The following is a 22,767-nucleotide window of genomic DNA, read 5'->3' as shown; positions in this document are numbered from 1 at the left end:
CCAGTGGATAAAGCGGATTGAGGTGGACAAGGACAAAGACGGCGGGACAATAGAATATTACATGCCGGTGAAGGCGGATATCCCCGGTTCGCGCCATGCGGTTATATCTATGGAAAAATCTGGCGGAGAGGGAGGGATTCGAACCCTCGATACGGGTTTACCCCGTATACTGGTTTAGCAAACCAGCGCCTTCAGCCGCTCGGCCACCTCTCCAAAGCGGTTTTTCCAATATAGCTTTTTTGCCGCAGGAATGCCAGTATTAGCGGACAGCACGACATCACCCATTTTTCCACAAGGCCATATTTTGCTGTCCCGTATTGCCGGAAACAACCGCGCGAATAAAGGAACAAATGCAAAAATAACGGCGTCCCTCTTTGAAACACACAAAAATGGAAAAGAACACCTTTCCCCTTGTCAATCAACGGCATAACACGAAACACACGAAAAGGCTCTGGAACAAGGCGGGAACAACTACCGGAAACTTTTTTGGTTCCCTTTCGTGTGTTTTGTGTGTTTCGTGGTTTGATGCCGTTTTCACTGTTGTTGCCAATACACCACGGTTCTTCAAAAAATGGGTGATGCCGTATTAGCCTGAATGGTTCAGTTGGATTGCGGGATTCGGCTCAAAATCGCTTCATACTGCCTTCACAAAATTAGCCTTTCGCGCAGTGAGGCGCGCGCGGATAATTTTGTTCGGCATTATTTCGCGTTTTTTCGCCTCGGTCCTCGCAACCAACTGAAACATTCAGGTTAGCGGACAGCGGAATCCGGCGCCGGAGAGCGGGATGTTTCTGCGCGGAATTTTTCCTGCATACCGGACAAGTAGCGCGATCATGCTTCAGACTGTCCGCGCCAGCCGCCGCCCCGGTTCTCGCAACCAATTGCGGGAAACGGGTGAACCTGAAGCCTGCCTTTTTGCCTCAAAAGGGTTGCCTCAACAGTGCCGCGAAAGTGTTGCATCAAAAGTGTTATTTTGGAACAAGTCAATTTGTTAGAATGATTGCGTCGTCATGACCATACTGGCATATCTGCTTGTCGCGCTGGGGCTGCTGCTGCTGAACGGATTTTTCGTGCTGGCGGAGTTCAGCCTCGTCAAGGTGCGCCTCACCCGGCTGGAGGAGCTGGCCTCCAAAGGCAGCCGCAAGGCCCGCGCCGCAAAACGCGCCGTGGAAAAAATTGAGCCTTACCTCGCCACCACCCAGCTTGGCATCACAATGGCCAGCCTGGGGCTGGGCTGGGTGGGGGAACCCTCGGTGGGCAGGCTGGTTCACGTGCTGCTGCCGCGTCTGGCGCCGGGAATGTCGGCGGCGGTGTCGGGCGCGGTTGCGCTGGCGCTGGCTTTCATAGTCATCACCTCCGCCCATATAATAATAGGAGAGCAGGTCCCCAAAATCATCGCCATTAAAAAGCCGGACACATGCGCGCTCTGGGTCAGCGGCCCGCTGAACGCTTTTTACCGCCTCACCTATTATCCGATGCGCGCGCTGGACGCCGCCTCCGCCTTCATAATAAAACTGCTGGGCTTTGCGCCGGGCGCGAAGGAAGCCCCGCTTTCCGAAGAGGAACTGAAGCTGATGCTGGCCCAGTCGCAGGAGCAGGGGCGGCTTTCGCTGGGCAGGCTGCTGATGTTTGAAAACATATTTGATTTTGACCACAGCATCGTCAAAGAGGTGATGACCCCGCGCGATTCGGCGGCCTGCCTCTACGCGGGAGCCCCCTGGCCCGAGAACAGGGAAACCATCGCCAAACGTAAATTCTCGCGCTATCCGCTGTGCAAATCGTCGCTGGACGACAGCGCGGGATACGTTTTCGTCAAGGATATTCAGGAGAAGCTCATCTGCAACGCGGACGCGCCGGACCTTTCCGCTGCGACCCGCCCCCTGCTGTTTTTCGGCGAGAACACGCCTCTCCCCGCCGTCCTGCGCGAGATGCAGGGCAAGCGCGTTCACCTGGCTCTGGTAAAGGACGGCTCCGGCAGGGTCAGCGGGCTGGTAACGACGGAAGATATAGTGGAGGAGATCGTCGGCGAAATCCGGGACGAGAATGAAATCGCCGCAAAGCCGTCGCTCAAGGACCTGCTGGCGCCGGATGCTTTCGTGATGGATATGCCCGTGTCCGGCAGGTTTGACGCGCTGCGCGCCATGCTGGCCGCGCTGCACCGCGCCAGGCCGGAATTTGACATGGAGCAGGCCTGGTCCGCCGTGGAGAAAAGGGAGAAGCTGCTTTCCTGCGCGCTCGGCCACGGCGCGGCCTTCCCGCACGCCAGGCTGGCTTCGCTCAAGAGGCCGCTGGTCTCTTTCGCGCGCTGCGGCGCGGGGCTGGATTTCCCGTCGGTGGACGGGGAGCCGGTGCGCCTGCTTTTTCTTATAATAACCCCGCTGGCCGACCCGGCGCAGCAATTGCGCACATTGTCGGAGCTGGCGAGGCTGGTGTCCAACCCGGCGGTCAGGAAGCGGCTGCTGTCCTGCGCCGCGCCGGCGGACGTGCTGGAGCTGGTCGCTGTTTACGAGCGGCGCGTGCCGCTTCAATAAGGGGGAAAAATGGAGTTGTCAAACCGGGTCGTGCGCGCCGCATTGCGGCGCCCGCTGCTGATTGCAATCGCGCTGCTGCTGCCCGCCGCAGTCCATGCCGAGCCGCTGGAAAAGCTGGCGAGAAAACTGGCCTCCGGGCTGCCGAAACAGTCCAAACTCAAGCTGGCGGTGCTGGGGTTTCCGTACGCCGGGGGAATGTCAAGCTCCGGCTCCGCGATAGTGCAGGAGCGGCTCACGACTTATCTGGCCAAGGACGGTCTGGAGGTCATAGAGCGCGGCCTGCTTAACAAGCTGCTAGAGGAAAACAAGCTGGAAATGTCCGGCGTGCTGGACCCTGCTTCAACCCGGCAACTGGGCAAAGTCATCGGCGCCGACGCCGTGGTAACCGGCACGCTCAACGATATTGAGAAAGATACCGAGGTCAACGCCAGAATCATAGAGGCCTCAACCGGCAAAATCCTCGCCGCCGAAACCGCGCGCCTGGAGCGCACCTGGACGGATTCCCCCGCCGCGCCGCCGCGCCCCGCCGGGAAAATGCTGGGCAGGCCGGTGGCGCAAATAGCGATTTTGCTGGACACTTCAAACAGCATGGACGGCCTCATCTCCCAGGCCCGCAGCCAGCTCTGGAAAATAATAGCCGAGCTTGGCGGCGCCGAGAAGAAAGGCGCCCGTCCCGAAATACAGGTTGCGCTTTACGAATACGGCAACAACACCCTGCGCGCCGCCGACGGATATGTGAGAATGGTGTCGTCTTTCACCACGCATCTGGACGCGGTGTCGGAGCAGATGTTCTCGCTCAAAACCGACGGCGGAGACGAATACTGCGGCTGGGCGCTGCGCGACGCCGTCAGTAATCCGGGCTGGCTGGATTACGGCGATGTTTACAAGGCCGTCTTCATCGCCGGAAACGAGCCGTTCACCCAGGGGCCCGTGGATTTCCATGAAAGCGCGCGGCTGGCGCAGGCGAAAGGGATTTTCGTCAACACCATTTACTGCGGCCCGCGCCAGATGGGCGTGGCGATGCAGTGGAAATCCGCCTCCGATATCTCCGGCGGGGATTTCATGAACATAGACCAGGACGCCGTTGCCGTCTACGCGCGCGCCCCGCAGGATGAAGAGATTGAAAAGCTGGATGCCTCCGTGCAGGAAACCTATATTCCCTACGGCGGCGCGGGCCGGGCCGGTTTTGCCACGGCGCAAAGCGCGGGGGCGCATGCAAAGGCCGCCGGCGCGTCCGCGGCGCGGGCGATGGCGCTGGCCGCCGCCCCGGCGGCGGAATCCTCCTGGGACGCCGCCAGCGCGGTGGAAAACGGCAGCCTCAAATCCTCCGAGATGAAGTCGGAGCTGCTGCCCGAGAATATGCGCGGCATGAGCGCCGCCGAGCGCGAAAAATACGTCGCCGCGCAGCTGGAAAAGCGCAAGGCCGCGCGCGAAAAAATACTCAAGCTCCAGGAGGAGCGGCGCAAGTATCTCGCCGCCCAGCCGGAGCAGAAAAACACCTTCGGCGGCGCAGTCATTTCCGCCGCGCGCCGCCAGGCTGAGCTGAAAGGCTTCTCCTTCAAATGACGCGATTATCCGTCGGAGAATGCGTCCGCGCCAAAAGGGGCTTGCATTCCCCGCGGAATTATGATTGAATATCAGTGTCGCAGCAAAACCGCGGCAGGGCCTTTTGAAAAGTTCGCGCAGGCGATGCGGAGAAAAAGAAAGTTCTCCGACGGTAAAAAAAAGGCTTGACAAGTTTTGAAAAGTTGTGCTAGAATTTACTGGTTGCTGAAAACGCCAGGCAAACGGGCCTTTTCAGAAACCAGTAAGCGCGGACGGCCTCGGGCCGGACGCGGGAAGTAAAAGCTTCCTATTTGCCCCGCTGAAAAAATGCGGAAGGCGAACGGGGGAGCTTCGCTCTCTGAAAATTTGTCGCATGTGCGAATGGGCAGCCTGAACGCGGAATGCAAAGTGAACTTTGCAGCGGTTTCAGGTGACCATCAACTAAGTCAATGAAGTAAGCGGCCCATCATGCCGGTAAAAAGGCGTGATGTGGAATGTGAGCTAAAATGTCAGACATTCTTTCCTCTAATGACTGCGGCAGGTGCGCGCGGGCAACCGCGAACTCCTGCTGTACGATTTATATGGAGAGTTTGATCCTGGCTCAGAATTAACGCTGGCAGCGTGCATAACACATGCAAGTCGAGCGGGACCGTAGCAATACGGTCTAGCGGCAGACGGGTGAGTAACACGTGAACAATCTGCCCTGAAATGGGGAATAACTTGCCGAAAGGTAGGCTAATACCCCATATAATCAGCCGGTGGCATCACTGGCGGATGAAAGGCCCGCAAGGGTCGTTTCAGGAGGGGTTCGCGTCCTATCAGCTAGTTGGCGGTGTAACAGACCACCAAGGCTATGACGGGTAGCCGGCCTGAAAGGGCGATCGGCCACAGGGGCACTGAGACACGGGCCCCACTCCTACGGGAGGCAGCAGTGGGGAATTTTGGACAATGGGCGAAAGCCTGATCCAGCAACGCTGCGTGGAGGACGACGGTCTTCGGATTGTAAACTCCTTTTGCAGGGGACGAATGTCCGGGCAACCGGATTTGACGGTACTCTGCGAATAAGCCACGGCTAACTACGTGCCAGCAGCCGCGGTAAGACGTAGGTGGCGAGCGTTATTCGGAATCACTAGGCGTAAAGCGCGTGCAGGCGGGCTTTTAAGTCCGGCGTGAAATCTCCCGGCTCAACTGGGAAATGTCGTCGGATACTGAAGGTCTTGAGTGATGCAGGGGAAGCTGGAATTCCCGGTGTAGCAGTGAAATGCGTAGAGATCGGGAGGAACACCAGCGGCGAAGGCGGGCTTCTGGGCATCCACTGACGCTGAAGCGCGAAAGCTAGGGGAGCAAACAGGATTAGATACCCTGGTAGTCCTAGCCGTAAACTATGAGAATTAGGTGTGGGAGGTATCGAACCCTTCCGTGCCGAAGCTAACGCATTAAATTCTCCGCCTGGGGAGTACGGCCGCAAGGTTAAAACTCAAAGGAATTGACGGGGGCCCGCACAAGCGGTGGAGTATGTGGTTTAATTCGACGCTACGCGAAGAACCTTACCTGGGCTCGAACGACCGGTGTTGTAGCCTTTGTGAAAGCAGAGGCGACCCGCAAGGGACCCGGCCGAGGTGCTGCATGGTTGTCGTCAGCTCGTGTCGTGAGATGTTGGGTTAAGTCCCGCAACGAGCGCAACCCCTGTCCTGTGTTACCTGCAGCAATGCAGGTTCTCTCAGGAGACTGCCGCGGATAACGCGGAGGAAGGCGGGGATGACGTCAAATCATCATGGCCTTTATGTCCAGGGCCACACACGTACTACAATGGCGTAGACAGAGGGAAGCAAGACAGCAATGTGGAGCAAATCCCTAAACTGCGCCTCAGTTCAGATCGCGGGCTGCAATTCGCCCGCGTGAAGCCGGAATCGCTAGTAATCGCAGATCAGCAGGCTGCGGTGAATACGTTCCCGGGCCTTGTACACACCGCCCGTCACACCACGAAAGCTAATTGCAACAGAAGCGCCCGAGTCATTCGGGCCCCAAGTTGTGATTAGTGATTGGGGTGAAGTCGTAACAAGGTAGCCGTACGGGAACGTGCGGCTGGATCACCTCCTTTAATATTCTTTCCCGAAGCAATGAGGGGAGGAGTGTTAAATTCGACCCTGACAACGGACAGTATATCTGTCATACGCGGTCAGGCTGGCCACTCGCACAAGTCCGCCGGAAAGCGGACAACAACCGGGCTCATAGCTCAGCTGGTTAGAGCGCACGCTTGATAAGCGTGAGGTCGGTGGTTCAATCCCACCTGGGCCCACTATCTGGGCGGGATTGGTTCCCGCTGCGGGGCTGTAGCTCAGCTGGGAGAGCGCCTGCTTTGCAAGCAGGAGGCCACCGGTTCGATCCCGGTCAGCTCCATATTTGCGACAAATTCTGGGTCTTTGAAAATCAGGGATATTGTCATCTGTCTTGTAAGTCTCCGTTTCGGAGCATGGACCGACAGGCAAATCTGGCGAAAAAACAGCAAATGTAGTAAAAGTGAAAGAAAGCCAAAGCGTCTTAAACGCGGGCGGCAGCAGCAGCCGACCCGCGGGATTGAAGAATATGGTCAAGCTGCAAGGGTGTATGGTGGATGCCTTGGCGCCAGAAGCCGATGAAGGACGTGGTAAGCTGCGATAAGCCTCGGGGAGGAGCAAACATCCTTTGATCCGGGGATTTCCGAATCGAGAAATCGTTACGGGTGAAAGTCCGTAAATTCTAACGGGAAGGGGTTGCCTTCGGGTGATCAGGTACCGTTGGAAGGGCAACTCAGGGAAGTGAAACATCTTAGTACCTGAAGGAAAAGAAATCAAAGAGATTCCCTTAGTAGTGGCGAGCGAACGGGGAACAGCCTAAACCGGGTTACGCGCCGTATCCATAAGTTTTTGTGGATAGGGCGCGTGATCCGGGGTTGCAGGGTCCGTCCGATGTAGAATCAGGGAGTTACAAACTGCCAGCTAGCCGAACTGTCTGGAAAGTCAGACCACAGCGGGTGATAGTCCCGTAGGCGAAAGCGAAGCAGCTCCCGACGGATACCTAAGTACCACCGGGCACGTGCAATCCGGTGGGAATCTGGGGAGACCACTCTCCAAGGCTAAATACTCTCTGGCGACCGATAGTGAACCAGTACCGCGAGGGAAAGGCGAAAAGAACCCCAGATGGGGAGTGAAATAGAACCTGAAACCGTACATCTACAAGCTGTAGAAGCGCTATGCCGCTCCCGCAAGGGACCGGAACGCGCGACTGCGTGCCTGTTGAAGAATGATCCAGCGAGTTGATGGACCGAGCGAGGTTAAGGGATGCGTGCAAGCGCGTTCCGGAGCCGAAGTGAAAGCGAGCCCTAATAGGGCGATTAGTTCGATTCATCAGACCCGAAGCCAAGTGATCTAACCCCGGTCAGAGTGAAGGCAGGGTAACACCTGCTGAAGGCTCGAAGTGTTGAACGTTGAAAAGTTCCTACATGAACTAGGGTTAGGGGTGAAAGGCCAATCGAACTTGGTGATAGCTGGTTCTCCCCGAAATAGCTTTAGGGCTAGCGTCGTAATTTAACCCGCGGGGGTAGAGCAACTGGATGATGTAGGCTGAGCGACCCTCGGTCCGAAGTCAACCAAACTCCGAATACCGCGGCGGATATTACGGCAGTCAGTTCGTGAGGGATAAGCTTCACGTGCGAGAGGGAAACAACCCGGACCGCCGATTTAGGTCCCAAAATACATGCTAAGTGGCAAAGGATGTGGGTTTGCACAAACAGCCAGGAGGTTGGCTTAGAAGCAGCCACCCTTCAAAGAGTGCGTAACAGCTCACTGGTCTAGTGAACCTGCGCCGAAAATTACACGGGGCTAAGCATGTTACCGAAATCGCGGATTGTATGCGGCGCGAGCTGCGTATAGTGGTAGGGGAGCGTTCCTGGCTGCAGCGAAGGCGTACCGAAAGGAGCGCTGGAGCGCCAGGAAGCGAGGATGCTGGAATAAGTAGCGATAAACAAGGTGAGAATCCTTGTCACCGAAAACCTAAGGTTTCCTTGAGCAACGTTCGTCGGCTCAGGGTCAGTCGGTCCTAAGCTGAGGCCGAAAGGCGTAGGCGATGGGCATCCGGTTAATATTCCGGAACTGTGGTAGGCGCGTCATCACTCAAGAGAGGACGCAGAAGGGTAAGCCGTCCGGGTAAAGGTTGTCCCGGTCTAAACTGGTAGGCGTGAGCCGGCAGGAAAATCCACCGGCTCGTCAAGCTGAAAGGTGAATGCGACTGCGGCGCGAGCCGCGGGAAGCGGCCCAACCACGCTGCCAAGAAAAGCCTCGTGGGGAGTTCCTATTGCAACCGTACCGTAATCCGACACAGGTGGGTGAGCTTAAAATGCTAAGGTGCGCGAGATAACCATACGTCAAGGAACTAGGCAAACTAGTCCCGTAACTTCGGAAGAAGGGATGCCCGAGTAGCGGCGGCGCAAGCCGTTGCCAAAGGGCCGCAGTGAAAGGGGCACCGTGACTGTTTAACAGAAACTTAGGGCTCTGCTGAAATCTCAAGATGAGGTATAGGGCCTGATGCCTGCCCGGTGCTGGAAGGTCAAGGGGAGGGGTCAACCGCAAGGTGAAGCTCCGAACTTAAGCCCCAGTAAACGGCGGCGGTAACTATAACCGTCCTAAGGTAGCGAAATTCCTAGTCGGGTAAGTTCCGACCTGCACGAATGGCATAACAAAGGTGCCGCTGTCTCGACGATGGACTCGGCGAAATTGTGGTGTCAGTGAAGACGCTGGCTGCGCGCAACAAGACGAAAAGACCCTGTGGAGCTTTACTGTAACTTGTCATTGGTTTACGGTCTTAAATGCGTAGAATAGGTGGGAGGCTTTGATGCGGTCCTTGTGGGGGCTGCGGAGCCAACAGTGAAATACCACCCTTTTGAGATTGTGATTCTAACCCGAATGCCCGTGAAGCCGGGCCGGGGACAGTGGCAGGCGGGCAGTTTGACTGGGGCGGTCGCCTCCCAAAAAGTAACGGAGGCGTTCCAAGGTTCTCTCAGGCCGAATAGCAATCGGCCGCCGAGCGCAAGGGTAGAAGAGAGCTTAACTGTAAGGCCGACAGGCCGAGCAGATGCGAAAGCAGGACCTAGTGATCCGGTGGTACCTCGTGGGAGGGCCATCGCTCAACGGACAAAAGCTACCCCGGGGATAACAGGCTGATCGGGCCCAAGAGTTCACATCGACGGCCCGGTTTGGCACCTCGATGTCGACTCATCGCATCCTCCCGCTGAAGCAGGTGGGAAGGGTTGGACTGTTCGTCCATTAAAGCGGTACGTGAGTTGGGTTCAGTACGTCGTGAGACAGTACGGTCTCTATCTGTTGTGCGCGTAGGAAACTTGAGGGGAGTTGGCCACAGTACGAGAGGGCCTGGCTGAACAGACCTCCGGTATACCAGTTATCCTGCCAAGGGTACAGCTGGTTAGCGGTGTCTGGTAGGGATAAACGCTGAAAGCATATAAGCGTGAAACCCGCCCCAAGATGAGGTTTCCCTTTTCTGTCGAAAGACAGGAACTAAAGACCACCAGAAGACTACTGGTTTGATAGGCCGGAGGTGTAAGCGCAGCAATGTGTTGAGCTAACCGGTACTAATCGGTCGTGAGGCTTGGCCATATTCTTTAATCCGCAAATCAGTCCGCGTGCCGGACGGAAAACGCAGCCCAGTCATGCCACAGAGCTGACAGGCGCGGGTTTCCATAAGGCGGCGGGGCTGACGGAAGAGTTCTCTCTTCCGGGCTTTCTTTCAGCCCGTCCAGACGGGCAAAATCCATCGGGCGAAATTATCGGCGCCAAAAAGCCGGAAAAGCGCCCGGTACAGTTTGCTGAGCGGCTCGTCCGCCATGGCAGCATGGCGGAAGCCCCGCTTCGCCGGTCTGATAACGGACAGGAATGAGATGGGTGGTAATCCCGAAGAGGTCACACCCGTTCCCATTCCGAACACGGCAGTTAAGCTCTTTAGGGCCCATGGTACTAACGCCCATCTCGGCGTTGGGAGAGTAGGTCGCTGCCCGTCTCATCCCTGTTCGTTATCCCCCTGATTTTTGAAGGCATATTCTAAGTTGTTCCCGCCGGCCTGATGTTTACGCAGGTTCCGGTTTGTTGTTTCGCCCGGGTTTTGCCCTAAAGCGAAATATGCTTTCATGCCCGCCTATGGCGGGCAATGTCGTTTTGCAGAGGGGCGGAAGGGCAGAAAGCTCCGCTTCGGTGCAAACTATGAAACTGACCAAAACGCAGAAAAAAGACAAGTCGGCGAAACTGGCAGATGAGCTTAAATCAGCCAGCGGCGTATTCTTCGCGTCCTATCAGGGCCTGAAATTCGTGGAACTTGCCTCGCTTCGCGCCAAGCTGTCCCCGGTGAGCGCGAAATTCCGTGTGGAACGCAACAGCATCATGTTCCATGCGGTGAAAGGCGCAGGCTTTCCCCAGTCCCCCGAAACGGCAATGCTGAAAGGACCCACCGCGCTCACGCTTCAAAAGGGCGGAGACCTGGTGGAGGCGGCGCGTGTTCTGTCCGCCTGTGAGAAAGAATTCCCCGCGTTGAAGCTCAAGGCCTGTTATTCCGCCGACACGTGGTACAACGCCGCAGAGTGCAAAAAGCTCGCGACGCTCGGCACCCGCACGGAAACCATCGCCCATTTGCTGGGCAGCCTGCATGGCTGCATCAGCCAGGCGGCTTCCGTGTTGCAGGCGCCGGTGCGCGACCTTGCCTTCGCGCTTGAGGCCTTGCGTGTCAAAAAATCCGCCGAAACGCCGGCGGCCTGACACGCAATAGAGGAAACAGCCCCGCCCCCGGGCGGGATAAACGCGAAAGCGGCTGTTCCGAAACGAACCCGCCCCGCGCGGGACGAAAATTAGGAGATTACCGAAATGGCAGCGAAACTTAGCAAAGACGAATTGGTTGAAGCGATATCCACCCTTACCGTTCTGGAGCTTTCCGAGCTGGTGAAGGCAGTTGAAGACAAATTCGGCGTCAAGGCCGCGCCCGCCATGGGCATGGTCGCGGCTGCCCCGGCTGCGGGCGGCGGCGCCCCCGCTGCGGCGGAAAAGACGGAATTCACCGTCGTTCTGACCGGCGTGCCGGATGCCACCAAGAAAATAAGCGTTATCAAGGTTGTGCGCGAAGTAACCGGGCTGGGCCTCAAGGAATCCAAGGACCTCGTGGAAGCCGCTCCCAAGCCGGTGAAGGAAAATGTTGACAAGACGCAGGCCGAGGAGTTGAAGAAGAAACTCACCGACGCCGGCGCGACAGTTGAACTTAAATAAGCAGCGCGGAAACTGGCGGTATCTCGGCTCCGGCCTTAGCGGCCGGGGCCGGGGTATCGCCGTATCTGCGGATGCCGGCGGCGTCCGCATGCAGGAAGCAGGGGAATACTGTTTTGCTTTGAGAGGCCGGATTCAAACTCTCATGCGAGGATACCATGAAACAGCTTAATTTCGCTAAAATTCCGCAAACACTGAAGCTGCCGCATCTGCTGGAGCTGCAGAAGCGCTCGTTTGAAGAATTCCTGCAGCTGGACGCCAGCCCGTCTTCCCGCAAGCTGCAGGGGATACAGGCCGCGTTCGTGGACGTGTTCCCCGTAGAATCCCCCGACGGCAGCATGAAGCTGGATTTCCTCCGCTACGAACTGGGCGAGCCGCGCTATTCCAACCCCGAGGAAGCCGCGGTCCGCGACAGCACCTATTCCGCCCCTCTCAGAGTCTGGTTTTCCCTTTCCATAAAACTTAAAAATGGCAAGCTCAAGGAAGCCATAGAGCAGGACGTCATGCTCTGCGAACTGCCGCTTATGACTGACAGCGGCTGTTTCGTCTTCAACGGCGCCGAGCGCGTCATCGTCAGCCAGCTGCACCGTTCGCCGGGCGTCATTTTTGAAGAGGACGAGGAGAAAAAGCAGTCCACCCTCGGCAAGCAGCTTTATTTCGCCAGAATAATCCCTTACCGCGGCGCATGGGTTGAATTTGAATTTGATTTGGCAAACGTCCTCTGGGTCCGGCTGGACCGCAAGAAGAAAATACTTGCCACCACTTTCCTGCGCGCCTGCGGGCTTGAAACCAACGGCGAGATTCTGCGCGCCTTCTACCCGTCTGAGGATGTGCTCTGCTCCCCCGAAAACGCGGGCATCGTTATAGGTCGCTACGCCGCGGAAGACATAGTTGACAAGGCCACGGGCGAGGTTCTCTGGAATCTGGACGAAAAGGCCACCTCCCCCATAGACGACAAGACCTTCAAGCTCCTCATAGAGCGCAAAATCAAGTCGCTGCGGCTGATAACAGGCAACCCCCGCCAGGACGCGCCGGCCATACTGCTGACTCTGGAAAACCGCAAGGACCAGTCCAAAACCTCCAAGGAGGCGCAGCAGGACATTTACAAGAAGCTGCGCGGGCAGGATTTCATCGTCAAGGAGCAGGCCGAGCAGTTCCTGGACAACCTTATTTTCAAGAACCTGCGCCGCTACGATTTAAGCCATGTCGGGCGCTACAAGCTCAACAAAAAGCTGCGCGCGCTCTACGAGCGGCTGTCCGCCACCGGAGACAAGCGCCTGGCGATTCCCTCTGAAAACGCGCGGCTGCTGTGCCTGCCCGATATCGTGGCCACGGTGCAGTACCTGCTTGCGCTCAACAACGGCGTCACCGAAATCCAGAACAACGGCGGGCGGTACTCTTTCGAGATGGACGACATAGACCATCTCGGCAACCGGCGCGTGCGCGGCATCGGCGAATTGCTGGAGAACCAGATACGGGTCGGCCTTTCGCAGATGGCCCGCACCATACGCGACAGGATGAACCGCGAGGACAAGACCATCACCCCGCGTTCGCTTGTCAACACGCAGCCGGTGCAGGCGATAATACGCAAGTTCTTCGGGACCTCTCAGTTGTCGCAGTTCATGGATCAGATAAACCCGCTGTCCGAGCTGACGCACAAGCGCCGCCTTTCCGCGCTGGGCCCCGGCGGCCTCAACCGCAAGCGCGCGGGCTTTGAGGTGCGCGACGTCCATCATACCCATTACGGGCGCATCTGCCCCATTGAAACGCCGGAAGGCCCGAACATCGGCCTTATCACCTCTCTGGCCTGCTATGCCCGCGTCAACGAATACGGGCTTATAGAGGCGCCTTACCGCAAGGTGAAAAGCGGCGAGGCCACCAAAGAGATCAATTACTACACCGCCGACCAGGAAGACAATTATTTCGTCGCACAGGCCAACACTCCCATAAAGGACGGCAAGCTGGCCGCCGCGCAGGTCAACTGCCGCCGGCAGGCCGATTATCCGGTGCTGGAGCCGGCCCGTGTGGACTGCATGGACATTTCGCCGCTTCAGGTAGTGTCGGTATCGGCGGCGCTGATACCGTTCCTGGAGCATGACGATGCCAACCGCGCTCTGATGGGCTGCAACATGCAGCGCCAGGCGGTGCCGCTGCTGCTGCCGGAGTTCCCGGTTGTGTCCACCGGCATTGAAGGCGACGTGGCCAAGGATTCCGGCTCCTGCGTGCTGGCAAAGCGGGCCGGGAAAGTCATTTACGCCTCCGGCAATCTTATCGCCGTCCAGCCGGACGACGACAAGATGCCCAAAGTTGACATGTACCAGCTTATCAAGAACAAGCGCTCCAACCAGGACACATGCATAACCCAGAGGCCGCTTGCCCGCTGCGGCGATACGGTTGGCAAAGGCGCCGTGCTGGCCGACGGTCCCGCTGTCAACGAGGGCCAGCTCGCGCTGGGCAGGAACCTGCTTGTGGGTTTTATGAGTTGGGAAGGCTATAACTACGAAGACGCCATCCTGGTCTCGGAGAAGCTGGCCAAGGAGGACGTTTTCACCTCCGTCCATCTGCACGAGTTCGAGGTGGAGGCCCGCTCCACCAAGCTGGGCGCCGAGGAAATCACCCGCGATATTCCCAATGTGGGCGCGGAGGCGCTGGCCAATCTGGACGAGCAGGGCATTGTTACCCCCTCTACGGTGGTCAATCCCGGCGATATTCTGGTCGGAAAAGTAACCCCCAAGGGCGAGCAGCAGCTTACTCCGGAAGAGCGGCTGCTGAAAGTCATCTTCGGCAGAAAGGCCGAGGATGTGGTGGACGCCTCGCTGCGCGTCCCGCCGGGCGTGAGCGGCAAAATCCTGGGCGTGCGCGTTTTCGTGCGCAAGGAAAAGCTCTCCAAGCCGGAGGAGCGCGTGCGCCAGCAGGCCGTGGAGGCCGAGCGCGACGCTAAGCTGGCCGGGCTTGTCCAGCAGCGCAAGGCCGCGCTTGAGAATCTCAAAGCGGTCATCAAGAACGCGCAGTCCCGCGCCAAGGAAGAGGAGCGCGTCAATCTGTTCTTCAAGCTCATGGAAAAGCGCACGCAGGACGATTACGCGCGCGAGCTTGAGTATATCAAGGCCGGCGACGAGTTGTCGGTAACTGTCAACAAGACGGTTAAGGTCTACATAGCCTCCCGCCGCAAGCTGCAGGTGGGCGACAAGCTCTCTGGCCGGCATGGCAACAAGGGCGTGGTGGCCAAAATTCTAGCCGAAGAGGACATGCCTTTCATGCCCGACGGCACCCCGCTGGACATTGTGCTTTCGCCGCTGGGCATACCCACCCGCATGAACGTGGGCCAGTTGCTGGAGACCATGCTCGGCTGGGCCGGGCGGCAGCTGGACACGCAGATGCTCTGCCCCGTCTTTGACAGCGCCAGCGAAGAGGAAGTCCGCGCCAAGGTCAAGGAAGCGCGCGAGCATCTCAAAAAGCGGGGCGTTCCCGAAAAACACCTGCCGGACGAATTCTGCCGCATCACCCTTTACGACGGCAGGACGGGCGAGCCTTTCTCCGAAAAAGTCACCATCGGCTGCATGTACATAATGAAGCTCATCCACCTGGTGGAAGACAAGGTGCATGCCCGGTCAACCGGCCCCTACAGCCTCATCACCCGCCAGCCGCTGGGCGGCAAGGCCCAGTTCGGCGGACAGAGGTTCGGCGAAATGGAAGTGTGGGCCATAGAGGGCTACGGAGCCACCTACACATTGCAGGAGTTTTTGACGGTCAAGTCCGACGATTTCGCCGGACGGACCAAGATGTACGAGTCCATCATCAAGGGCGACCCGCCGCAGCAGCCGGGCGTGCCGGAGTCGTTTAAGGTGCTTATCAAGGAACTGCAGGCCCTGGGCATGAGCGTGGACCTGCTGCGCACCGGAGGCAAAAAGGAAGAGGCGGCAGCAGCCGCCGCTCCCGCCAAGGAAGCCAAAAAACCCGCCGAAAAAGCGGCGGAATAACGGCCGGTCCTTATGGAGACTAAAACCATGTTCGGAACCTCTTCAACCAAGACGGCAGGCAGGAAAGCAAAGAAAGCGGGCGAGTTGAACTTCGCGGATTTCAACGCCATGAAGCTGGGCATCGCCAGCCCGGAGCAGATTCGCGCCTGGTCCAGCGGCGAGGTCAAAAAGCCGGAGACCATCAATTACCGCACACTCAAGCCGGAGCGGGACGGCCTTTTCTGCGAGCGCATATTCGGCCCCGCAAAGGACTACGAATGCGCCTGCGGCAAATACCGCTGGATAAAATTCAAGGGAATGGTGTGCGACCGCTGCGGCGTGGAAATCACCGAATGCAAGGTCCGCCGCGAGCGGATGGGGCATATAGAGCTTGCCGTCCCTGTTACGCATATCTGGTTCCTGAGAAAGACGCCTTCCCGCATCGGCATCATTCTGGACATGAAGGCGATGGACCTGGAGCGTGTGGTCTATTACGCCAATTACGTTGTGCTGGAGGATGCTGCGGACCCGGTTACCGGCCGGGTGGAGCTGCGCCGCTGCGAGCTGCTGACCGACTCCCAGGTGCGCGAAGAGCGCAAAAAATACGGCGCGCGGCTTAAGGTGGGCATAGGCGCCGCCGCCATACGCTCGCTGCTGGAAAGCGTGGATTTCAATGCCGAAATTCCCAGGCTGCACCAGGAGCTTGCCGAAAATCTTTCCGAGGTGGAGCGCGCCAAAACGCTGCGCCGCCTCAAAACCCTGGAGGAATTCCGCGACAGCGGCAACCGCCCGGAATGGATGGTGATGACCATACTGCCCGTCATCCCGCCGGACCTGAGGCCGCTGGTTCCGCTGGAAGGCGGGCGTTTCGCCATATCCGACCTCAACGATTTGTACCGCCGCATCATCAACCGCAACAACCGGCTCAAGCATATTGAGGCGCTGCGCGCCCCGGAAGTGATGGTTTACAACGAAAAGCGGCTGCTTCAGGAAGCCGTGGACGCGCTTATAGAAAACGGCGCGCGCGGCAAATACTTCATCGGCGCGGGCGGCAGGCCGCTGAAATCGCTTTCCGATGTCATCAAGGGAAAGCACGGACGCTTCCGCCAGAACCTGCTTGGCAAGCGCGTTGACTATTCGGGCCGCTCCGTCATTGTGGTGGGGCCCAGCCTGAAACTGCATCAGTGCGGCCTGCCCAAGCTGATGGCGCTGGAACTGTTCAAGCCTTTCATCATAGGCGAGCTTATGCGGCGCGAGGGCGTTACCCTCAAGGCCGCCAAGAAAATGCTGGAGCGCATCCGCCCGGAAATCTGGGACATCCTGGATTATGTGACCAAGAGCCACCCGGTGCTGCTCAACCGCGCTCCGACCCTGCACCGGCTGGGCATTCAGGCGTTTGAGCCTGTCCTTATAGAGGGCAAGGCCATACAGCTGCATCCGCTCACCTGCGCCGCCTTTAACGCGGACTTTGACGGCGACCAGATGGCCGTTCACGTGCCGCTTTCGCTGGAGGCGCAGCTTGAGGCGCGGATGCTGATGATGTCCACCAACAATATCCTCTCCCCGGCGTCCGGCAGACCGATAGCTGCCCCCTCGCACGACATGGTGATGGGTGTCAACTATATCACCAAGTCCAAGGACGGCGAAAAGGGCGAAGGCTCTGTCTTTGCCGATACGGAAGACTCGCTTGCCGCCTACGCCCACGGCGCGGTGGATCTGCATGCGAAAATAAAAATCCGCGGCATCAACGCTATTCCGGAGCCCGGCCTGGACAAGGCCGCCCAGGGCGATGCGCGCCAGTGGAAGGATTGCACCACCATAGGCCGGCTGATGTTCAACAAATGCCTGCCGGCAGACTGGCCCTATGTCAACAAGGCCATGGGCAAAAAGGAGCTGTCTTCGCTGGTGGGAGACTGCTACAAGAACCCGAAATACGGCCATTACGCGACAGTGCAGCTGCTGGATAATATCATGAAGCTGGGCTACCGCGCGGCCACCGGTTCCGGCCTGTCCATCTCGGTGGCGGACATGATAATCCCCGCCTCCAAAAACGAGCATATCGTCAAGGCCAAAAAGATGGTCGCCTCCATACAGAAGCAGGCTGAGGACGGCATCATCACCGAAGGCGAACGTTACAATAAGGTCGTTGACATCTGGACCAAGGTCAGCGACGACGTGGCCGAGCGTCTGTTCCGCGATCTGCGCGAGCAGGAACTCAAGCCCTACAAGGGCGGCGAGCCGCGCTTCAACTCCATATTCCTCATGTCGGACTCAGGCGCGCGCGGCTCGCGTCAGCAGGTGCGCCAGCTGGCCGGAATGCGCGGCCTGATGGCCCGCCCGCAGAAAAAGCTCACCGGCGGCGTCGGCGAAATCATAGAATCACCGGTTCTGGCGAACTTCCGCGAGGGGCTGACGGTGCTGGAATACTTCATCTCCACTCACGGCGGACGCAAGGGCTTGTCCGACACCGCGCTTAAAACCGCCGACGCCGGCTACCTCACCCGCCGGCTGGTGGATGTGGGCCACAACCTCGTCATCACCGAGAACGACTGCGGCACCATAAACGGCATCACCGTGAAATCCCTCACCAGCGGCGAGGATGTGATAGAGCCGGTTGAGGAGCGTATCACGGGCCGCGTCTCGCAGGAGACGGTAACCGTCCCCGACGGCAAGAAGGGCGAGAAGGTCATAGTGAAGGAAGGCCAGCTCATCACTCCCGAAATCGCCGCCGAGGTTAAGAAGAACGAGATAGACACCCTGCGCATCCGCTCCGTGCTGACCTGTGAAAGCCAGTACGGCGTCTGCGCCAAGTGCTACGGCGTCAACCTCGCCAGCGGCGATCTGGTCAACCCCGGCGAGGCGGTGGGTATCATAGCCGCCCAGTCAATCGGCGAGCCTGGCACCCAGCTTACGCTGCGCACATTCCATATCGGCGGAACGGCGGCGCGCGTCATCAGCCGGTCGCAGGCGGTGTCGGAAATAGCGGGCAAGGCCGTGTGGAAGGACATCCGCACCGTTAAAAACCGCTTCGGCGACACGGTGTGCATCTCGCGCAACGGGCAGATTATAGTGGAAGGCTCCGGCAACGTGTTCAAAACCTACAAGATTCACTACGGCGGCAAGCTGCACAAGGAAAACGGCGGGCGTGTCAGCCAGGGCGAGCTTATGGCGGAATGGGACCCGCATTCGCTGCCGATTATCTCGGAAATGGACGGCGCCGTCACCCTTCACGACGTGGCGGAAGGCATCACGCTCCACGAGGAGCGCAACCGCGTAACCGGCGTCATAGAGCGGCGCATCGTCGGCAGCCGGGAAAGCAAGAAAAACCCGCGCGTTTCCGTGGAATCCAAGGACCGGAAAATCCAGTACCCCCTGCCCGTGGATACCATCCTGCTGGCCGAATCCGGAGACAAGGTGGAGGCGGGCGATGTCATCGCCAAAATTCCGCAGGAAACCGGCGGCACCAAGGACATCACCGGCGGCTTGCCGCGCGTGGCCGAACTGTTTGAAGGCAGAAAGCCGCGCAACCCCGCAATCATTTCGGAGATTGAGGGGACGGTCAGCCTGGAGACTTCGCCCAAGGGCCTCATCGTGGTTTCGGTCAGGAACGAGGAGACGGGCCAGGTCAAGCAGTACAGCATCCCGACCGGCAAGCATCTCGTGGTCTATGAGGGCGACCATGTGGGCGTGGGCGAGGCGCTGACCGACGGCGCCATCAACCCGCACGACATTCTGCGCGTCAAAGGCATAAAGGACGTGCAGGAATTCCTGCTCAACGCCATACAGGAAGTCTACCGCCTGCAGGGCGTGCCGATTAACGACAGGCATATAGAAGTAATCGTGCGCCAGATGCTGGGAAATGTCCGCGTCATAGACAGCGGCGACACCGCCATGCTCAAGGGCGAGATAGTCAACAAAGGCGTATTCATCGGCGACAACAAAAAGATGAAAGCCGCCGGCAAGCGCGAAGCGCAGGGCGAGCCGGTGCTTCTGGGCATCAGCAAAGCCTCGCTGGCGTCCGAGTCTTTCATATCGGCGGCCAGCTTCCAGGAGACCACCAAGGTCCTCACCGACGCGGCCATCACCGGCCAGGTGGACTATCTGCGCGGCCTCAAGGAAAACGTCATAGTAGGCCATATCATACCGGCGGGCACGGGCATAGCGGCCCGCAAGCTCACCGGCGAGGAAATTTCAGGAGGACAGTGATTCATGCCCACAACAAACCAGCTTATCCGCCGCGGCAGAAAGGTGCAGAAGAGCAGGACCAAAGCGCCCGCTCTCGCCTCCTGCCCGCAGCGCAGGGGAGTATGCACCAGAGTCTACACCACCACGCCAAAAAAGCCCAACTCGGCTTTGCGCAAGGTGGCCCGCGTGAAGCTCACCTCTAAAGCCGAGGTTACGGCCTATATCCCCGGAGTGGGCCATAACCTCCAGGAGCACTCCATAGTGCTGGTGCGCGGAGGCCGCGTGAAGGATCTGCCGGGCGTCCGCTACCATATCATACGCGGCGCGCTGGACGCCGCCGGCGTGGAGAACAGGCGGCAGGGCCGCTCCCTCTACGGCGTAAAACGGCCAAAGGCAGGCGCGGCTCCGGCGGCGCCGGCCAAGTAGGAGGATAATTTATGCCCAGAAAAGGTCTAAGACCCAGAGAACGTCGCGCCCAGGCATCGCCGGACTGCAAATACAGTTCCGCGCTGGTTACCCGGCTGGTTAACAAGATGGACCATACCGGCAAGAAAAACGCCGCCGAGCGCGTCGTCTACGGCGCGATGGACATCATCCGCGAAAAAAGCAAGGAAGAGCCGCTTGCCGTCCTGACCCGCGCGATAGAAAACGTGCGCCCGCTGCTGGAAGTCAAGGCGCGGCGCGTGGGCGGAGCCACCTACCAGGTTCCCTGCGAGGTGCGCCCGCTGCGCTCAGGCACGCTTGCCATGCGCTGGATAATGGCCGCCGCCCAGAGCCGCAAGGGCCGGCCCATGTCCGAGAAACTGGCTGAAGAGCTTATTCTCGCGTCGCGCAAAGAGGGCACCGCCTTCAAAAAGCGCGAAGATACCCATAAAATGGCGGAGGCGAACAGAGCGTTTGCCCATTACAAGTGGTAAGAGCTTATCAAAGCTCCATTCGCTAACGGATTGCTATGGCCAGAGAGTTCCCGCTTGACAAAGTCCGCAACATCGGCATAATCGCCCATATAGACGCCGGTAAGACAACAACTACCGAGCGCATTCTGTATTATACCGGCCGCATCTACAAGGTCGGCGAGGTTCACGACGGCACCGCCACCACGGACTGGATGCCCCAGGAGCGTGAGCGCGGCATCACCATCACCGCCGCCGCCACTTACGCCACCTGGCTAGACTGCCAGATAAACATCATAGACACCCCCGGACACGTGGACTTCACCGCGGAGGTGGAGCGCAGCCTGCGCGTGCTGGACGGCGCCGTGGTGGTTTTTGACGGAGTGCAGGGCGTGGAGCCGCAATCCGAAACGGTGTGGCGCCAGGCGGACAAGTACAATGTCCCCCGCATCGCCTATGTCAACAAGATGGACCGCACCGGCGCTAATTTTGACCACTGCGTGGACAGCATCCATGAAAAGCTGGGCGCCTCCGCCGTGCCGATACAAATTCCCATCGGCGCGGAGGAGGGCTTCACCGGCGTGGTGGACATCGTGGAGATGAAGGCGTATGTGTGGAGCGGCTCCGAGCTGGGCGCCGCCTTCTCCAAAACCGATATTCCCGCCGAACTGGCCGGCAGGGCCGCCAAAACGCGCGAGTACATGATAGAGCGCATCGCCGATTACGACGAGAATATCATGGGCCGATACCTTGAGGGAAAGCACGATTTCTCCGTGCAGGAAATCCGCGCCGCCATACGCAAAGGCGTGCTGAGCGCGAAGTTCTTCCCGGTGGTGTGCGGCTCCTCCTATAAGAACAAGGGCGTGCAGCCGCTGCTGGATGCGGTGTGCCATTACCTGCCCTCGCCCGCGGAAATAGCTCCGGTGAAAGGCGTCTCGCCGGATACGGGCGAGCCGGCGGAGCGCCATCACAGCGACAAGGAGCCTTTCTCCGCGCTGATATTCAAGATTCAGACGGACCCGTATGTGGGAAAACTGAGCTTCTTCCGCGTCTATTCCGGCACGCTCAACGCGGGCGACAGCATTTACTTTCCCAAAAAACGCGCGACGGAGCGTGTGGGGCGCATACTGCGCATGCACGCCAACAAGCGCGAGGAAATAAAATCCCTCAGCGCGGGCGACATAGCGGCCACGGTCGCGCTTAAAAACGCGGCGGTCGGCGTAACCATATGCGACCAGGATCGTCCGGTCATACTGGAATCCATAACATTCCCTGAGCCGGTCATCTCCATCGCCATAGAGCCCAAGTCCAAGGAGGACGAGGAGCGCATGTCCAACGCGCTGGCCCGCCTGGCCGAAGAGGACCAGACCTTCCGCGTCCGCACGGACGAGGAGACGGCGCAGACCATCATCTCCGGCATGGGCGAGTTGCATCTGGACATCATCGTGGACAGAATGCGGCGCGAATTCAACGTGCAGGCTAACGTGGGCAAGCCGCAGGTGGCCTACCGCGAAACCATCCGCAAGGCGGTGGAAGAGGAAGCCAAGTTCATCCGCCAGAGCGGCGGGCGCGGCCAGTACGGACATGTCTGGATGAAGCTGGAGCCCAACGAGTCAGGCAAGGGCTTTGAGTTCGTGGACGCCATCAAGCAGGGCAAAATTCCCAAGGAATACATCCCCGCCGTGGAAAAAGGCTGCCGCGAGGCCATGGACGGCGGCGCGCTGGCGGGTTTCCAGCTGGTGGATGTGAAAGCCACGCTCTTTGACGGCTCGTTCCACGAGGTTGACTCGTCGGAAATCGCATTCAAAATAGCGGGCGCGATGGCGCTGCGCGCGGGCTGCAAAAAAGCCTCTCCCGCGCTGCTGGAGCCGATAATGAAATTCGAGGTCCTCACCCCCGAAGAGAACATGGGCGACGTGATAGGCGACCTCAATTCCCGCAGGGCGAAAATATCCGAGATGGGCAGCAGGGGCAACGCGCGCTTTATCCGCGGCACGGTCCCGATGTCGGAGATGTTCGGGTATGCGACGTCGGTTCGCTCCATCTCGCAGGGCAGGGCTTCGTTTAACCTAGAGCCCAACTGCTACGAAGAAGTGCCGGGCAACATAGCCAAAGCCGTGGTGGAAAAGCGGACGGCAGAGGCCGCGGCGGCCTAATCCAGGAGAATTGCATATGGCAAAAGCGAAGTTTGAGCGGAACAAACCGCATGTGAACGTGGGGACCATCGGGCATGTGGACCACGGCAAAACGACACTGACGGCGGCTCTGACGAAGGTGCTTTCCAAGGAAGGCAAGTCCAAAGAGATGGCCTACGCCGAGATAGCCAAGGGCGGCGTGGTGCGGGACGCTTCCAAGATAT

The 22,767-nt window shown here is 58.8% G+C and carries 11 protein-coding genes, 3 tRNA genes and 3 rRNA genes; 16 read left to right on the top strand and 1 reads right to left on the bottom strand.

Translation table 11 applies throughout. From position 1 onward, the window contains the following. Positions 1–120 precede the first annotated feature (120 nt). A tRNA-Ser gene (locus tag WC421_10920) sits at positions 121–213 on the bottom strand. A gap of 797 nt (positions 214–1,010) precedes the next feature. Between WC421_10920 and WC421_10915 the strand changes: the two genes are divergently transcribed. From WC421_10915 to WC421_10840, 16 genes are all read left to right on the top strand, one after another. Next, entirely contained in the window at positions 1,011–2,531 is a 1,521-nt protein-coding gene (locus WC421_10915; GenBank protein ID MFA5162739.1) for a CNNM domain-containing protein, read from the top strand. Between the two features lie 9 nt (positions 2,532–2,540). Further along, positions 2,541–4,097 carry a FlgO family outer membrane protein gene (locus tag WC421_10910; GenBank protein MFA5162738.1) on the top strand — a complete coding sequence of 519 codons (1,557 nt, stop codon included), beginning with the start codon at positions 2,541–2,543 and terminating at the stop codon, positions 4,095–4,097. A gap of 557 nt (positions 4,098–4,654) precedes the next feature. Next, positions 4,655–6,177 (top strand): 16S ribosomal RNA (locus WC421_10905). A gap of 124 nt (positions 6,178–6,301) precedes the next feature. Further along, positions 6,302–6,375 (top strand) — tRNA-Ile (locus WC421_10900). A gap of 28 nt (positions 6,376–6,403) precedes the next feature. Beyond that, positions 6,404–6,476, top strand: a tRNA-Ala gene (locus tag WC421_10895). Between the two features lie 188 nt (positions 6,477–6,664). Beyond that, positions 6,665–9,724: ribosomal RNA gene (locus WC421_10890) — 23S ribosomal RNA — on the top strand. Further along, complete coding sequence (locus tag WC421_10885) at positions 9,717–10,004, top strand: hypothetical protein (protein MFA5162737.1); 288 nt, start codon at positions 9,717–9,719, stop codon at positions 10,002–10,004. Before WC421_10890 ends, WC421_10885 begins: the two co-directional genes overlap by 8 nt. A gap of 1 nt (position 10,005) precedes the next feature. Then, positions 10,006–10,124, top strand: a 5S ribosomal RNA gene (gene rrf, locus WC421_10880). Together the 16S, 23S and 5S rRNA genes with 2 tRNA genes alongside form the textbook arrangement of a ribosomal RNA operon. Before the next feature lie 200 nt (positions 10,125–10,324). Continuing rightward, a complete protein-coding gene (rplJ, locus tag WC421_10875) occupies positions 10,325–10,873 on the top strand; it encodes a 50S ribosomal protein L10 (protein ID MFA5162736.1) in 549 nt (182 codons plus the stop codon). Between the two features lie 105 nt (positions 10,874–10,978). After that, on the top strand, positions 10,979–11,374 hold the full coding sequence (rplL, locus tag WC421_10870; GenBank protein ID MFA5162735.1) for a 50S ribosomal protein L7/L12: 396 nt from the start codon (positions 10,979–10,981) through the stop codon (positions 11,372–11,374). Between the two features lie 155 nt (positions 11,375–11,529). Beyond that, entirely contained in the window at positions 11,530–15,351 is a 3,822-nt protein-coding gene (gene rpoB, locus WC421_10865; GenBank protein MFA5162734.1) for a DNA-directed RNA polymerase subunit beta, read from the top strand. A 12-nt stretch (positions 15,352–15,363) separates the two neighbouring features. Continuing rightward, a complete protein-coding gene (gene rpoC / locus WC421_10860) occupies positions 15,364–19,536 on the top strand; it encodes a DNA-directed RNA polymerase subunit beta' (protein ID MFA5162733.1) in 4,173 nt (1,390 codons plus the stop codon). A 3-nt stretch (positions 19,537–19,539) separates the two neighbouring features. Then, on the top strand, positions 19,540–19,941 hold the full coding sequence (gene rpsL / locus WC421_10855) for a 30S ribosomal protein S12 (GenBank protein MFA5162732.1): 402 nt from the start codon (positions 19,540–19,542) through the stop codon (positions 19,939–19,941). A gap of 11 nt (positions 19,942–19,952) precedes the next feature. Continuing rightward, the gene (gene rpsG, locus WC421_10850; protein MFA5162731.1) at positions 19,953–20,432 is read left to right on the top strand and encodes a 30S ribosomal protein S7; all 480 of its coding nucleotides are present in this window, start codon (positions 19,953–19,955) and stop codon (positions 20,430–20,432) included. A 35-nt stretch (positions 20,433–20,467) separates the two neighbouring features. Continuing rightward, complete coding sequence (fusA, locus tag WC421_10845; GenBank protein MFA5162730.1) at positions 20,468–22,564, top strand: elongation factor G; 2,097 nt, start codon at positions 20,468–20,470, stop codon at positions 22,562–22,564. A 16-nt stretch (positions 22,565–22,580) separates the two neighbouring features. Continuing rightward, the coding region (locus WC421_10840; protein ID MFA5162729.1) for a GTP-binding protein at positions 22,581–22,767 on the top strand (187 nt) is incomplete at its 3' end.

The organism is Elusimicrobiales bacterium (assembly GCA_041651175.1).
GTDB lineage: Bacteria > Elusimicrobiota > Elusimicrobia > Elusimicrobiales > Elusimicrobiaceae > JAQTYB01.
The sequence above is the reverse complement of the archived record's forward strand: the minus strand, read 5'-3'. Positions and strand labels throughout refer to the sequence as shown.